The organism is Streptomyces sp. NPDC051315, from assembly GCF_044455165.1.
In the GTDB taxonomy this organism is placed as follows: domain Bacteria; phylum Actinomycetota; class Actinomycetes; order Streptomycetales; family Streptomycetaceae; genus Streptomyces.
Genome location: NZ_JBITEN010000011.1, coordinates 170,210 through 185,416 on the forward strand (window position 1 = coordinate 170,210; position 15,207 = coordinate 185,416).

12 protein-coding genes are annotated in these 15,207 nt (G+C 70.9%); 5 read left to right on the forward strand and 7 right to left on the reverse strand.

Annotated features, from left to right (window positions below):
• Positions 1-5: 5 nt before the first annotated feature.
• Positions 6-338: a hypothetical protein gene (locus ACIBBD_RS22165; protein ID WP_399421194.1), complete on the reverse strand. Its 333-nt coding sequence runs from the start codon at positions 336-338 to the stop codon at positions 6-8.
• A 90-nt stretch (positions 339-428) separates the two neighbouring features.
• On the reverse strand, positions 429-1,397 hold the full coding sequence (locus tag ACIBBD_RS22170; RefSeq protein WP_399421195.1) for a heme o synthase: 969 nt from the start codon (positions 1,395-1,397) through the stop codon (positions 429-431).
• A gap of 398 nt (positions 1,398-1,795) precedes the next feature.
• Here ACIBBD_RS22170 and tkt point away from each other — a divergent pair, with 398 nt between their 5' ends.
• From tkt to pgl, 5 genes are read left to right on the forward strand one after another with little or no spacing between them, the layout of a single operon-like run.
• The gene (gene tkt / locus ACIBBD_RS22175; RefSeq protein WP_399421196.1) at positions 1,796-3,883 is read left to right on the forward strand and encodes a transketolase; all 2,088 of its coding nucleotides are present in this window, start codon (positions 1,796-1,798) and stop codon (positions 3,881-3,883) included.
• 33 nt (positions 3,884-3,916) lie between these two features.
• On the forward strand, positions 3,917-5,035 hold the full coding sequence (tal, locus tag ACIBBD_RS22180) for a transaldolase (protein ID WP_399421197.1): 1,119 nt from the start codon (positions 3,917-3,919) through the stop codon (positions 5,033-5,035).
• Positions 5,036-5,039: 4 nt separating this feature from the next.
• Positions 5,040-6,563, forward strand: a complete 1,524-nt coding sequence (gene zwf / locus ACIBBD_RS22185; RefSeq protein ID WP_399421198.1) for a glucose-6-phosphate dehydrogenase — start codon at positions 5,040-5,042, stop codon at positions 6,561-6,563.
• Positions 6,560-7,651, forward strand: a complete 1,092-nt coding sequence (gene opcA / locus ACIBBD_RS22190) for a glucose-6-phosphate dehydrogenase assembly protein OpcA (RefSeq protein WP_399421199.1) — start codon at positions 6,560-6,562, stop codon at positions 7,649-7,651. Before zwf ends, opcA begins: the two co-directional genes overlap by 4 nt.
• On the forward strand, positions 7,648-8,430 hold the full coding sequence (gene pgl / locus ACIBBD_RS22195) for a 6-phosphogluconolactonase (RefSeq protein WP_399421200.1): 783 nt from the start codon (positions 7,648-7,650) through the stop codon (positions 8,428-8,430). The genes opcA and pgl overlap by 4 nt, the downstream gene beginning before the upstream one ends.
• Positions 8,431-8,515: 85 nt before the next feature.
• Here pgl and ACIBBD_RS22200 read toward each other — a convergent pair whose 3' ends face one another.
• The 5 genes from ACIBBD_RS22200 to ACIBBD_RS22220 all read right to left on the reverse strand — a co-directional run bounded on the left by ACIBBD_RS22200 (position 8,516) and on the right by ACIBBD_RS22220 (position 15,158).
• Complete coding sequence (locus ACIBBD_RS22200) at positions 8,516-9,355, reverse strand: carbohydrate ABC transporter permease (RefSeq protein WP_399421201.1); 840 nt, start codon at positions 9,353-9,355, stop codon at positions 8,516-8,518.
• Positions 9,352-10,710: an ABC transporter permease subunit gene (locus tag ACIBBD_RS22205; protein WP_399421202.1), complete on the reverse strand. Its 1,359-nt coding sequence runs from the start codon at positions 10,708-10,710 to the stop codon at positions 9,352-9,354. The genes ACIBBD_RS22200 and ACIBBD_RS22205 overlap by 4 nt, the downstream gene beginning before the upstream one ends.
• A 6-nt stretch (positions 10,711-10,716) precedes the next feature.
• Positions 10,717-12,045, reverse strand: coding sequence for an ABC transporter substrate-binding protein (locus tag ACIBBD_RS22210; protein ID WP_399421203.1), 1,329 nt, complete (start codon positions 12,043-12,045; stop codon positions 10,717-10,719).
• A gap of 47 nt (positions 12,046-12,092) precedes the next feature.
• Positions 12,093-13,721: a glycoside hydrolase family 13 protein gene (locus ACIBBD_RS22215; protein ID WP_399421204.1), complete on the reverse strand. Its 1,629-nt coding sequence runs from the start codon at positions 13,719-13,721 to the stop codon at positions 12,093-12,095.
• Positions 13,722-13,886: 165 nt separating this feature from the next.
• Positions 13,887-15,158 (reverse strand): ABC transporter substrate-binding protein, encoded by a 1,272-nt coding sequence (locus ACIBBD_RS22220; RefSeq protein WP_399421205.1) that lies wholly within the window; start codon positions 15,156-15,158, stop codon positions 13,887-13,889.
• Positions 15,159-15,207: the final 49 nt, after the last annotated feature.

The window sequence follows — 15,207 nt, forward strand, 5'->3', positions numbered from 1 at the left end:
GCCGCTCAGGTGTTGGACGGACCGCCGACCTGGATCCCGGCCATGCGCGTCCACTCGTACGGGCCGGTCCTCACCTTGGCCGCGAACTCGCCGTCGAAGGCCTCGTGGACGGTGATGCCGGCCTTCTCCACGGCCTGGCGGGCGATCTCCACGGAGGGCGCCACGAGGTCGCCCCAGCCGCCGTCCTCGCCGACGAGCACGATCCGGGCGCCGCGCTCCCCGAGGTACGCGACCTGGCCCTCGGCCCCGCCGTGCGCCGCGGAGAAGGTGCTGATCTGCTTGGCGAGCCGGGCCACCTTGCGCCCGTCCTTCGCGTCAACCTGCTTGGTGTCTGCCATGGTCAGGATGCTACCGACGGGTAGGTCAAACGGCGACGGCCGGGGCGCGTGGCCTTGACCACGCACCCCGGCCGTCCGGCCGTACCCCGACTACCGAAGGAAGGGGTCCACCGCCAGCGCCACGAACAGCAGCGAGACGTAGGTGATGGACCAGTGGAACAGACGCATCTCCTTCAGCTTCACGCCCGTGGTCTCCGCCTTGGCGCGCTGTTGCAGGGCGTGCGCCTCCCACAGCCACCAGCCGCCGGCCGCCAGCGCGACCGCCGTGTAGAACCAGCCGGTGTAGCCGAGCGGGGTCAGCAGCAGCGAGACGGCGACCATCACCCAGCTGTAGATCACGATCTGCTTGGCGACGACCTTGTTGGAGGCGATGACCGGCAGCATCGGCACCCCGACCCGCGCGTAGTCCTCCTTCACCCTCATGGACAGCGGCCAGTAGTGCGGCGGCGTCCAGAAGAAGATGACGGCGAAGAGGACGACCGGGGCCCACGACAGCGAGTTCGTCACGGCCGACCAGCCGATCAGCACCGGCATGCAGCCCGCGATGCCGCCCCACACGATGTTCTGCGAGGTACGGCGCTTGAGGATCATCGTGTAGACGACGACGTAGAAGAGGAGCGCGCCGAGGGCGAGCCAGGCCGACAGCCAGTTGACGGTCAGGCCGAACAGGAGCGTCGAGACGACCGCGAGGGTGATGCCGAAGACGAGGCACTCGCGCGGGCTGACCATGCCGGTGACCAGCGGACGCTGCGAGGTGCGGTCCATCAGCGCGTCGATGTCGCGGTCGATGTACATGTTGAGCGCGTTGGCGCCGCCCGCGGAGAGGTAGCCGCCGAGGGAGGTGAGCAGGACCAGCCCGAGGTCCGGCACCCCCTGCTCCGCCAGGAACATCACCGGAACGGTGGTGATCAGCAGCAACTCGATGATCCGCGGCTTGGTCAGCGCCACGAACGCCTTGACGCGGGCCCCGACCGGCCGCCGACTCGGGCTCTGGCTCGTCCCGATAACCCCCGCTGGACGGGATTCAACGGCCGTCACGCACACCCCTGACAGAGACATCCCAGCGAGCCTCCCCGTGTGAAGTCCGGGTAAAGGCTCGCGCGTACCACGCCACTGTAGACGTTGCCCATACCTCGCCCTTCGCGGGGGTGGGGTCGTGTTGGCGGGGGCCACCCGGGGGTGTGTCCGGGGCCTTCCCGGCGGCCCGCTCATCGGTCGTACGCGAGCTCGATTGAGCAGTCAGATGAGCGGCTCCGTATTCAAGTGCCGACTGGGGTTCCGGCCAGTCGGGAGGCGGATCCCCCTAAGGCCCGGCAGTCTGGAATGACTCGAAAAAACGCACGTCCTCACGGGGGTAGGCTCGACAACGGCCGGTGGGCACCCAGTGCACCGGCAGCCGGTGGGCGCGTGCCCAAAGCAGCCGGTATTCGACATGTGGAGAGGAGCCCTGACTCAGGGTGAGCACCAAGCCGACCACCACAGACCTCGAGTGGACCGAGTTGGACCAGCGGGCCGTGGACACCGCCCGCGTTCTGGCCGCCGACGCCGTACAGAAGGTCGGCAACGGCCATCCGGGTACGGCGATGAGCCTGGCGCCTGCCGCCTACACCCTCTTCCAGAAGGTGATGCGGCACGACCCCGCGGACGCCGACTGGGTCGGCCGCGACCGTTTCGTGCTGTCCGCGGGCCACTCGTCCCTGACCCTCTACACCCAGCTCTACCTGGCCGGCTTCGGCCTGGAGCTGGACGACCTGAAGGCCTTCAGGACGTGGGGCTCGAAGACCCCGGGTCACCCGGAGTACGGCCACACCGTGGGCGTGGAGACGACGACCGGCCCGCTGGGCCAGGGTGTCGCCAACGCCGTCGGCATGGCGATGGCCGCCCGCTACGAGCGCGGTCTGTTCGACCCGGAGGCCCCGGCCGGCGAGTCCCCCTTCGACCACTTCGTGTACTGCATCGCCGGTGACGGCTGCCTCCAGGAGGGCATCTCCGCCGAGGCGTCCTCGCTGGCCGGCCACCAGAAGCTCGGCAACCTCGTGCTGCTGTGGGACGACAACCACATCTCGATCGAGGGCGACACCGAGACCGCCGTCTCCGAGGAGACCGTCAAGCGGTACGAGGCCTACGGCTGGCACGTGCAGCGCGTCGCCCCGAAGCCGGACGGCGACCTCGACCCGCAGGCCATCTACGACGCGATCGAGGAAGCGAAGAAGGTGACGGACAAGCCGTCCTTCATCGCGATGCGCTCGATCATCGCCTGGCCGGCCCCGAACGCGCAGAACACCGAGGCCGCGCACGGCTCGGCGCTCGGCGACGACGAGGTCGCGGCCACCAAGCGCGTCCTGGGCTTCGACCCGGAGCAGACCTTCGAGGTCGCCGACGAGGTCATCGCCCACACCCGCAAGGCGCTGGAGCGCGGCGCCGAGGCGAAGGCCGCGTGGGAGAAGTCGTTCCAGCTGTGGCGCGACAGCAACCCCGAGCGCGCCGCCGAGTTCGACCGCATCGCCGCGGGCGAGCTGCCGGCCGGCTGGGAGGAGAAGCTCCCGGTCTTCGAGCCCGGCAAGTCCGTCGCCACCCGCGCCGCGTCCGGCAAGGTGCTGCAGGCGCTCGGCGCGGTCATCCCCGAGCTGTGGGGCGGCTCCGCCGACCTGGCCGGCTCCAACAACACGACGATCGACAAGACGTCGTCGTTCCTCCCCGAGGGCAACCCGCTGCCGGAGGCGAACCCCTACGGCCGCACCGTCCACTTCGGCATCCGCGAGCACTCCATGGCCGCGGAGATGAACGGCATCGCCCTGCACGGCAACACCCGGATCTACGGCGGTACGTTCCTCGTCTTCTCCGACTACATGCGCAACGCGGTGCGCCTGTCGGCCCTGATGCACCTGCCGGTGACGTACGTGTGGACGCACGACTCCATCGGCCTCGGTGAGGACGGCCCGACCCACCAGCCGGTCGAGCACCTGGCGTCGCTGCGCGCCATCCCCGGCCTGAACGTGGTCCGCCCGGCCGACGCCAACGAGACCGCTATCGCCTGGCGCGAGATCCTCAAGCGCCACACCAAGGTCTTCGGCAAGGGCGCCCCGCACGGCCTCGCGCTGACCCGCCAGGGCGTGCCGACGTACGAGCCGAACGAGGACGCGGCCAAGGGCGGTTACGTCCTGTTCGAGGCCGACGGCGGCGAGCCGCGGGTCATCCTGATCGCCACCGGTTCCGAGGTGCACGTGGCCGTCGAGGCGCGTGAGCGGCTCCAGGCCGACGGGGTGCCGACGCGGGTCGTGTCCATGCCGTCCGTGGAGTGGTTCGAGGAGCAGGACCAGGGGTACCGGGACAGCGTGCTGCCGCCGTCCGTGAAGGCCCGGGTCGCCGTCGAGGCGGGCATCGGCCTCACCTGGCACAAGTACGTCGGGGACGCCGGCCGCATCGTTTCCCTGGAGCACTTCGGTGCTTCGGCCGACGGCAAGGTCCTCTTCCGCGAGTACGGCTTCACTGCCGAGAACGTGGCCGACCAGGCCCGGGAATCGCTCGCGGCCGCCCAGCGCTGACGCTCACACACGACCCGTAGGAGATGTAATTCCATGACAGACGCACTCAAGCGCCTCTCCGAGGAAGGCGTCGCGATCTGGCTGGACGACCTGTCGCGCAAGCGGATCACGTCCGGCAACCTCGCCGAGCTGATCGACCAGCAGCACGTCGTGGGCGTCACCACCAACCCGTCGATCTTCCAGAAGGCGATCTCGCAGGGCGACGGCTACGACCAGCAGCTGTCGGACCTCGCCGCCCGCAAGGTCACGGTCGAAGAGGCCATCCGCATGATCACGACGGCGGACGTGCGCGACGCCGCCGACATCCTGCGCCCGGTCTTCGACGCCACCGGCGGCCGGGACGGCCGTGTGTCCATCGAGGTCGACCCGCGCCTGGCCCACCACACCAAGCCGACGGTCGCCGAGGCCAAGCAGCTGGCCTGGCTGGTCGACCGGCCGAACACGCTGATCAAGATTCCCGCCACCATGGGCGGCCTGCCGGCCATCACCGAGGTCATCGCCCACGGGATCAGCGTCAACGTCACGCTGATCTTCTCGCTGGAGCGCTACCGCCAGGTCATGGACGCCTACCTGTCCGGCCTGGAGAAGGCGCGCGAGAAGGGCCTGGACCTCTCCACGATCCACTCGGTGGCGTCCTTCTTCGTGTCCCGCGTGGACACCGAGATCGACAAGCGGCTCGACGCGCTCGGCACCGACGAGGCCAAGGCCGCCCGCGGCAAGGCCGGCGTGGCCAACGCGCGCCTGGCCTACCAGGCGTACGAGGAGGTCTTCTCCTCCGACCGCTGGCTGGCCCTGGAGAAGGCGGGCGCCAACAAGCAGCGTCCGCTGTGGGCCTCCACCGGCGTGAAGGACCCGGCGTACAAGGACACCCTGTACGTGGACGAGCTGGTGGCGCCGAACACGGTGAACACCATGCCGGAGGCGACCCTGTTCGCCACCGAGGAGCGCGGCGAGATCCGGGGCGACTCCATCGCCGGCACCTACGAGCAGGCCCGCGCCGACCTCGACGCCGTGGAGAAGCTCGGCATCTCCTACGACGACGTGGTCCAGCTCCTCGAGGAGGAGGGCGTCGAGAAGTTCGAGGCGTCCTGGAACGACCTGCTCAAGTCGACCGAGGCGGAGTTGCAGCGCCTCGCCCCTTCGGAGGGCTGAGAACTTGTCGAGCAGCAACCCGCTGCGTGACCCCGCAGACCGACGGCTCCCGCGTATCGCGGGGCCGTCGGGCCTGGTCATCTTCGGCGTCACGGGCGATTTGTCACGTAAGAAGCTGATGCCTGCGGTGTACGACCTCGCCAACCGGGGTCTGCTGCCGCCGGGCTTCTCCCTGATCGGCTTCGCCCGCCGTGAGTGGGCCAACGAGGACTTCGCCCAGGAGGTCCACGACGCGGTCAAGGAGCACGCCCGTACCCCCTTCCGCGAGGAGGTCTGGCAGCAGCTCATCCAGGGCATGCGCTTCGTCCAGGGCACCTTCGACGACGACGACGCCTTCGAGCGGCTGCGCTCGACCATCGAGGAACTCGACAAGGCGCAGGGCACGGGCGGCAACTTCGCCTTCTACCTGTCCGTGCCGCCGGGCGCCTTCCCGGTGGTCATCCAGCAGCTGAAGAAGCACGGCCTGGCGGACCAGAAGGGCGGCTCCTGGCGGCGGGCGGTCATCGAGAAGCCGTTCGGCCACGACCTGAAGTCGGCCGAGGAGCTCAACGCGATCGTCCACGAGGTCTTCGCCCCGGACCAGGTCTTCCGCATCGACCACTACCTGGGCAAGGAGACCGTCCAGAACATCCTGGCGCTGCGCTTCGCCAACACGATGTTCGAGCCGATCTGGAACCGGTCCTTCGTGGACCACGTGCAGATCACGATGGCCGAGGACATCGGCATCGGCGGCCGGGCGGGGTACTACGACGGCATCGGCGCGGCCCGTGACGTCATCCAGAACCACCTGCTCCAGCTGCTGGCGCTCACCGCCATGGAGGAGCCCGCCTCCTTCGACGCGGACGCGCTCGCCGCGGAGAAGACCAAGGTGCTCGGAGCCGTGCGGCTGCCCAGGGACCTGGGCCGGGACACCGTGCGCGGCCAGTACGCGGCCGGCTGGCAGGGCGGCGAGAAGGCGGTCGGCTACCTCCAGGAGGAGGGCATCGACCCGAAGTCGAAGACCGACACCTACGCGGCGATCAAGCTGGAGATCGACAACCGCCGCTGGGCGGGCGTCCCCTTCTACCTGCGCACCGGCAAGCGGCTCGGCCGGCGCGTCACCGAGATCGCGGTGGTCTTCCAGCGCGCCCCGCACTCCCCCTTCGACCACACGGCGACGGAGGAGCTGGGCAAGAACGCGATCGTCATCCGCGTCCAGCCCGACGAGGGCGTGACGGTCCGCTTCGGTTCGAAGGTCCCCGGCACCTCCATGGAGATCCGGGACGTGTCGATGGACTTCGCCTACGGCGAGTCGTTCACCGAGTCCTCTCCCGAGGCGTACGAGCGGCTGATCCTGGACGTGCTGCTGGGTGACTCCAACCTCTTCCCGCGCACCGAGGAGGTCGAGCTGTCCTGGAAGATCCTCGACCCGATCGAGGAGTACTGGGACGCGAACGGCACGCCCGCGCAGTACCCGGCCGGCACCTGGGGGCCCGTCGAGGCGGACGAGATGCTCGAACGAGACGGACGGAGCTGGCGCCGGCCATGAAGATAGACCTCACGGACACCACGGCCAGCAAGATCAACAAAGCGCTGGTGCAGGGCCGGCGGGCGATCGGCACACCGGCCGTGGGCATGGTGCTCACGCTGGTGATCGTCACCGACGAGGAGAACGCGTACGACGCCCTGAAGGCCGCGAACGACGCCTCGCACGAGCACCCCTCGCGCACGCTCGTGGTCATCAAGCGCGTCTCCCGCTCCCCCCGCGACCGCACCCAGTCCCGCCTGGACGCCGAGGTGCGGGTCGGCGCGGAGGCCGGCACCGGCGAGACGGTCGTCCTGCGGCTGTACGGCGAGGTGGTCGACCACGCGCAGTCGGTGGTGCTGCCGCTGCTGCTGCCGGACGCGCCCGTCGTCGTCTGGTGGCCGGTGAACGCGCCTCTCGACCCGGCGGCCGACCCGCTGGGCGCGCTGGCCCAGCGCCGTGTCACCGACACCTACGCCGCCGAGCAGCCGGTACGGGACCTGGTGGCCCGCTCCAAGGCCTACACCCCGGGCGACACCGACCTGTCGTGGACCCGCATCACGCCCTGGCGTTCCATGCTGGCCGCGGCCCTGGACCAGGTCACCTGCACGGTGGAGTCGGTCGAGGTGGAGGGCGAGGAGTTCAACCCGAGCTGTGAGCTGCTGGCGATGTGGCTCGGTGACCGGCTGGGCGTGCCCGTCAGGCGCTCGCTGTCCGGCGGGCCGGGGCTCACGGCGGTGCGCATGGCGACCGACTGCGGTGCGATCGTGCTGGACCGGGCCGACGGCTCGCTGGCCACGCTCTCCATCGAGGGCCAGCCCGACCGTGCGGTGGCGCTCAAGCGCCGGGACACGGCCGAGCTGATCGCGGAGGAGCTGCGGCGGCTGGACCCGGACGACACCTACGCGTCGGCGCTGCGGTTCGGGGTGGAACGGCTGAACGCGCCGGCGGCCGAGGCGGACGCCGCCGCGGAGCAGCCGGCCGGACCGGCGACGTCCGACGAGCCGGTCGCGGTCGGGACGCCCGTCGAGGAGGCCGCGAAGGCGCCCGCCAAGCAGGCGGCGAAGAAGACCGCCCGGAAGGTCCCCGCGAAGAAGGCGACGGCGAAGTGAGTGCTCCGCAGCTCGTCGTGCACCACGACAAGGACCTCATGGCGCAGGCCGCCGCGGCCCGGCTGATCACGAAGATCGTGGACGCGCAGGCCTCCCGGGGCCACGCGTCCGTGGTCCTCACCGGCGGCCGCAACGGCAATGGACTGCTGGCCGCGCTGGCGGCCGCGCCCGCCCGGGACGCCGTCGACTGGAGCCGGCTCGACCTGTGGTGGGGGGACGAGCGCTTCCTGCCGGAGGGCGACCCGGAGCGCAATGTCACGCAGGCCCGCGAGGCCCTGCTGGACTCCGTCCCCGTGGACCCGAAGCGCGTGCACGCCATGCCCGCGTCCGACGGTCCGTACGGCGCCGACGTGGAGGCGGCCGCGGAGGCGTACGCCGAGGAGCTGGCCCGGGCGGCCGGCCCCGAGAACCACGGCGCCGTCCCCACCTTCGACGTCCTGATGCTGGGCGTCGGCCCGGACACCCACGTCGCCTCGCTCTTCCCGGAGCTGCCGGCGGTGCGGGAGACCGAGCGCACGGTGGTCGGCGTCCGCGGGGCGCCCAAGCCCCCGCCGACCCGCGTCACCCTCACCCTCCCGGCGATCCGGGCGGCCCGTGAGGTGTGGCTGCTCGCGGCCGGCGAGGACAAGGCGCAGGCGGCCGCCATCGCCCTGTCGGGCGCGGGCGAGATCCAGGCCCCGGCGGCGGGTGCCCGGGGCCGCTCCCGCACCCTGTGGCTCCTGGACGCGGCGGCGGCCTCCCAGCTGCCGCGGTCGCTGTATCCGCCGGCGTCTCCGTGACGTGAGCGGCGGCGTCCTCGTGACGGAAGGGGCGGTGGAGGTCTGGTGACCTCCACCGCCCCGCAGCTTTCCCGGGCTTCCCGCGTTACTTGACAGACCCGGCCATGACCCCCTCCACGAAGTGCCGCTGGAAGGCGAAGAACACCACCACCGGCACGATCAGTGACAGGAACGCCCCCGGCGCCAGGACGTCGATGTTGCTGCCGAACTGGCGTATCTGGGACTGGAGCGCGACGGTCAGCGGCTGGGCGGAGCTGTCGGCGAAGAGCAGGGCCACCAGCATGTCGTTCCAGACCCAAAGGAACTGGAAGATGGCGAGGCTGGCGATGGCCGGCCGTCCCACCGGCAGGACCAGGCGGGTGAAGATCCGCCACTCGCTGCCGCCGTCCATCCGCGCCGCCTCCAGCATCTCCTTGGGGATCTCGGCGAAGTAGTTGCGCAGCAGGAACACCGCGAACGGCAGCCCGTAGGCCACGTGGAAGAGCACGACACCGGGGATGGTGCCGAACAGTCCCAGCTGTCCGAAGAGTTTGGCGACCGGCAGCAGCCCGATCTGCACGGGCACCACCAGCAGCGCCACCACGACGAGGAAGATCGCTTCACGGCCCGGGAAGTCCAGCCAGGCGAAGGCGTATCCGGCGAGCGCCGCGACCACGACCACCAGCACCGTCGTCGGGACCGAGATCAGCACCGTGTTCCAGAACGCCTGGGTGATGCCCGCGTTCTGCAGCAGCGCCGCGTAGTTGTCGAAGGACAGCTGCCCGGGACTGGCGAACACCGTCCACCAGCCGCCCTTCGCGGTGTCCTCGGCGGACCGCAGTGACGACAGGAACAGTCCGGCCAGGGGGGTCATCCACGCCAGTCCGACGACCACGAGGAAGGCCTGGACGAGTCCGTTGCCCAGTCCGCGCCTGACGGCGTTCATCGCTGACTCCCTCGGAAACGGCGGACGTTGAAGACCATCGCGGGGACGACCAGCAGCAGGAGCAGCACGCCGAGCGCGCTGCCCAGCCCCTGGTTGTTGCCACCGCCGAACGACACGAGCCACATCTGCGTCGCGAGCACGGTCGCGTCCTCCTGCACGGGCCCGGGAGCGATGATGTAGACGAGGTCGAAGACCTTCATCACGTTGATCACGAGAGTCACGAAGACGACGGTCAGCACGGGTGCCAGCAGCGGGACCGTGATCCGCCGGAAGATCTGCCACTCGTTGGCGCCGTCCATCCGGGCCGCCTCCAGCGCGTCCCGCGGCAGGGTCGACAGCCCGGCGCCGATCAGCACCATGGCGAAGCCGGTCCAGATCCACAGGTAGGCCCCGATGATCGCCGGGGTGACGAGCGCCGGCCCGAGCCAGGAGATCCCGTCGTACGGCGGGGCGAAGTTCGACGCCGGCAACCGCACCGCGTAGGAGCCGTCGGCGAGCCCCTCGAAGCGGAAGGAGCCGTCGGACGCGGTGGTCGTCGTGGCGACCGTCCTCCCGTCGCGCACGGCCTCCACCGTCATCTCCGGCAGCCCGCTCTCCCGCCGGTCGACCTCGCCCTGCTTCCCTCCCCCGCCGGGCGTGAAGTCCAGGTAGACGACCCCGCGCAGTTCGTCGGGGGCGGCCTCGCGGCCCGCTGCGGCGTAGGCCGGGCCGGCGTCCCCGGGCAAGTCGTCGGGGCCCACCCCGACCAGGCCGAGCGTCACCGTGTCGCCGGGCGCCGCGCTCGCGCCCGTCCGGTAGGAGCCGTCCGTGCCGCGGGTGAGGCCCTGGCCGTCGCGGGCCCTGGCGGTCGGGTAGGACGACGTGCCCTGGAAGGCGTCGTGGACGGAGACCACGGCGGCGTTCAGCACGCCCTTGTCGGGGTCCTCGTCGTAGGCCAGCCGGAAGATGATGCCGGCCGCGAGGAAGGACACGGCCATCGGCATGAACAGCAGGAGCTTGAAGGCCGTGGCCCAGCGGACCTTCTCCACCAGCACGGCCAGGATCAGGCCGAGGCCGGTCAGCAGGGCCGGCGCCACGACCACCCAGATCGCGGTGTTGCGGATGGCCTTGACCGTCGCCGGGTCGCGGAACATCTCGGTGTAGTTCTCGCCGCCCACGAACCGGGTGCCGGAGGCGTCGAAGAGACTGCGGCCGATCGAGAACAGCACGGGGTAGACGACGAGCGCGCCGAGCAGGAGCAGTGCGGGGAGGACGAACAGCAGGGCGAGGACGCGCCCGCGCCGCCGGGAGCGCCGCGCACGCTCGGCGAGGCCGACGGGCGGTGGACTCGTCTCTTTCACCAGGGTGGCGGTCATGACCGGTCAGCCCTTGTAGGCCTGGGCCGCCGCGGCCTCCAGCCGCGCCGCGGTCCCCTTCGGGTCCGACGGGTCGCGCAGGAAGTCCTGGAGCAGCTTCCACTCGCCCGCGCCCTTGGTGCCGCCGAAGGCCGCCGGGGCCTGGTCCGACATGTCGAAGCGGACCGAGTCCCCGGCCGCGACGAGGGACCGGGCGGTCGCGCGGGTGACGTCGTCGCCGTAGGAGGCGAGGTCGAGGTTCTTGTTCGGGGACAGGAAGCCGCCCGCCTTCGCCCACACGGCCGCGGCCTCGGGGGTCGCCAGGTACTCCAGGAGCGCCTGGGCGGCCTTCTGGTTCTTGCCGTCCTTGAGGACGACCGCCGCGTCACCGCCGCTGACCACGGGTGCCTTGCCGCCCGCGACCGCCGGGAAGGGGAAGAAGTTCGCGTCCTCGCCGATCGCCTTCCCGAACTGGTCCTTGGCGACCCCGGCGACGAAGTCGCCCTCGTAGACCATGCCGGCCTCGGGCTCGGGTCCGAACACCTTCTCCACCGAGCCGGGGAAGTCGGTGTTGAGGGCGCCCTTCTGACCGCCGGCGATCAGCTGCTTGTCCTTGAAGAGCTTGCCGAGCGTGGTGAGCGCCTCGACCACGCTCGCGTCGGTCCACTTCAGCCGGTGGGCGGCGAGGGCGTCGTACTTCTCGGGCCCGGCCTGGGAGAGGTAGATGTTCTCGAACCAGTCGGTGAGGGTCCAGCCGTCCTGGCCGGCCACCGCGAAGGCGGCGAGGCCGGAGTCGGAGACGGTGCGTCCGGCGGTCAGCATCTCGTCGTACGTCGTCGGCGGCTCGACGCCGGCCTGGGCGAGGGCGTCGGGGCTGTACCACACGGTCGATTTGTGGGCGGCCTTGAAGTACAGGCCGTAGAGGGTGCCGTCGACGCTGCCGTAGTCCTTCCAGACGGGCGCGTAGTTGGTGTCGACGGACTGCTGGGTCTTCGTGGACAGCGGCTTGAGCCAGCCGTTCTGCGCGAACTGCTTGAGCACGCCGACCTGCGGGACCATCACCACGTCGGGGGCGTTGCCGCCCTCGATCTTGCTGCCGACGACGGTGGAGACGTTGTCCCCGGTGGACACGAACTGCGTCTGGGCGCCGGTCTTCTCGGTGAACGCGTCCAGCACCTTCTGGAAGTTCTTCTGCTCACTGCCGGACCAGACACCGGCCACGGTGACCGTCTGGCCGCCGAGCGCCTTGTCGCCGCCGCCGGCGGAGACCGGGCCGCCACCGCCGCAGGCGGTGGCGCCGAGCGCCAGGGCGAGGGCGGTGCAGCTCGTGAGCAGGGTGGTACGTCGTCGCATCATCGTTGATGTCCCTTCGGGGAAGAGGGCGTTGACGGAAAATCGGGGGCTCAGAGGTCGCTGACCCACCAGGCGGCCGTCGAGCCGGGCAGCACCCCGGCCGGGCAGGGGCCGCTGGACAGCAGGGGGGTGCCGGAGACCGGCGCGGGCATGGGGGCCGTACCGAAGTTGACGGCGCAGACGAGGTCGTCACCGCGGACGAAGCCGAGGACTCCGGGCGGGGTGTCCAGCCAGCGGAGCGGGCCCTCGCCCAACTGGGGCAGCGCCGACCGCAGTTGCAGTCCGTCGCGGTACAGGTGCCAGAAGGAGCGGGTGTCGGCGAGGGCCCGGTCGGTGGCGTGCTCGGCGAACCACTCCGGTTGCGGCAGCCAGGGCTTGGCGCCCTCGGCGCCGGAGGTGAAGCCGAACGGGGACGCCTGTCCGGACCACGGCAGCGGCACCCGGCAGCCGTCGCGGATCCGGGCCCGGCTTCCCGTGCGGCGGAAGATCGGGTCGGTGAGCACGTCGTCGGGCAGGTCGACGACCTCGGGCAGGCCGAGTTCCTCCCCCTGGTAGATGTACGCGGCTCCGGGCAGCGCCAGCATCAGCAGCGCGGCGGCGCGGGCGCGGGCGGCGCCGAGGCCGCTGCCCTCGGTGGCGGGTTCGCCGTAGCGGGTGACGGTGCGGACCTGGTCGTGGTTGTTGAGGACCCAGGTGACCGTGGAGCCGGTACCGGCGATGTCCTGCATGGCCTCGGAGATGACCTTGCGGAAGGCGTCGGCGTTCCAGGGGGCGCTGAGCAGGTCGAAGAAGAACGCCTGGTGGAGCTCGTCCGGGCGGACGTACCGGGCGTGTTCGCGGGCGGTGGGGACGGACACCTCGCCGACCAGCAGCCGCTCGCGGCCGTCGTGGGCGGCGTACTCGTCGCACACCGCCCGCCAGCGCCGCCACACGTCGTGCACCTCGGGCTGGTTCCAGGCGAGCGGGTTGACGGAGTCGCGGGTGCGGGCGTCGGCCTCGGGGTCCGGGGAGTCGGGCAGGTCCGGGTGCTTGAAGAGGCCGGCGGCGACGTCGATGCGGAAGCCGTCGACGCCCCGGTCGAGCCAGAAGCGGAGTATCCGCTCGAACTCCGCGGCCACCTCGGGGTTGCGCCAGTTCCAGTCCGGCTGTTCGGGCGTGAACATGTGCAGGTACCACTGGCCGGGGCGGCCGTCCGCCTCGGTGACCCGGCTCCAGGCCGGGCCGCCGAACATGGCGTGCCAGTTGTTGGGCGGCTCGGTGCCGTCCGGGCCGCGGCCGTCGGCGAAGTGAAAGCGGGCGCGGGCCGGGCTGCCGGGGGCCGAGGCGAGCGCCTCCCGGAACCACGGGTGCTCGCTGGAGCAGTGGTTGGGGACGATGTCCAGCAGCACCTTGATGCCGAGCCGCCGGGCGGCCGCCACCAGCAGGTCGAATTCGTCGAGGTCGCCGAAGAGCGGGTCGACGTCGCAGTAGTCGGAGACGTCGTAGCCGTGGTCGTGCTGCGGCGAGGGGTAGAAGGGGCTCAGCCAGATCCCGTCGACGCCCAGCTTCTTCAGGTACGGCAGCCCGGCCCTGACCCCGGCGAGGTCACCGATGCCGTCGCCGGTGCTGTCGAGGAAGCTGCGGACGTACACCTGGTAGATCACTGCGTCGCGCCACCAGCGGAGCCTGTTCAAACCCATCGACCTGTCTTTGTGAAGGGCAGCTGTTATGCATGCATGTTAGGTAGAGGTGTCGCGGGAGTGTCAATGAACAGAACAGAAGCTACCGCTGAGTTGGCCGGACATATGGGACCTTAAGGGGTCACACGGACCCGAGATGAGATGTCGGCGTTACCTAACACGTAACTAGCGACGGGCGATGGCGTCGAGTTCCCGTGCCAGTCGGCGCACCGCTGCCTCGGGCGTCTCGCGCCCGGTCATCGCGTCGTGCACGACCGCCTGCACCACCAGGCTGACCTGGTCGTAGCGCGGGCTCTTGGGCCGCGGCGCGGCCGCCAGCACACCGGCCCGCAGGGTCGGCAGGTACGGGAACTCCCGCACCAGCTCGGGATCCTCGTACAGCGCGGCCCGTACGGGCGGCAGCGCGCCGTGCGTGAGCACCTGGCGCTGGACGGGCTCACTCGTGAGGTACGCGATCAGACGCGCCGCGGAGTCGGGGTGCCGCGCGTGCGCGCTGACCGCCAGGTTGGAACCGCCGAGGACGCTGGTCCCGGGCCCGTCCGGTCCCGGCAGCGGTACGGCGCCGATCCTCCCGGCGACCGGCGAGCCCTTCGCGGAGGCCACGGCGTACGCGTACGGCCAGTTGCGCAGGAAGAGCAGCCTGCCGTCCTGGAAGGCCTGTTTGGACTCCTCCTCCTTGTACGTCAGCGCCGTCTTCGGAATCCACCCTTCGCGCACCCCGCGCGCGAGGAAGCCGATGCCCTCGCGGGCCGCCGCGGAGTTCACGGTGACCCGCTCGCCCTCGTCCCCGAGGATGGTGCCGCCCGCCGAGTAGACGGCCTCGGCCGCGTTGACGGTGAGGCCCTCGTACGGCAGGAACTGACCGGCGTAGCCGTCCAGCCCGTGCTTCGGGGCGATGGTCTTCGCGGCCCGCTCCAGTTCGGCCCAGGTGCGCGGCGGAGGCACGCCCTCCTCGGCGAGGACGTCCTTGCGGTAGAGGAGCAGGCCGGCGTTGGTGACGTACGGGACGGCGTACAGCTGTCCGTCGTAGGTCGCCGTGTCCACGACCGGCGGCAGGAAGGTCTTCAGGGGGAAGCGGTCGGGGGGCAGGGGGCGGATCCAGCCCGCGGCGGCGAACTCGGAGGTCCAGTTGACGTCGATGTTGAGGACGTCGAAGCGGCTGCGGTCGCCGGCGCGCAGGTCGGTGGCCATCTGCGCACGGGTCTCGTCGGCGGAGTCCGGGAGTTCGACGAGGGTGACCCGCTCCCCGGGGTGGGCGCGGTTCCAGCCCTGGAGGAGAGGGCCGAGGTAGCCGGTGAGGTCCCCGGCGGTGGCCAGGGTGAGCGGCCCGCGGCGGCCCGCCGCCCCGTCGTCGGCGTGCGCGCCGGAGGCGACATAACCGGTCAGGACCACCGCGAGGACGAGAAGGCCCCTACCGGCGGCGTGCATCCACCGCATAGGTTCCTCCCTGTACACCTGGCACCGGGCACCCTCGCCCGGTCAGAGG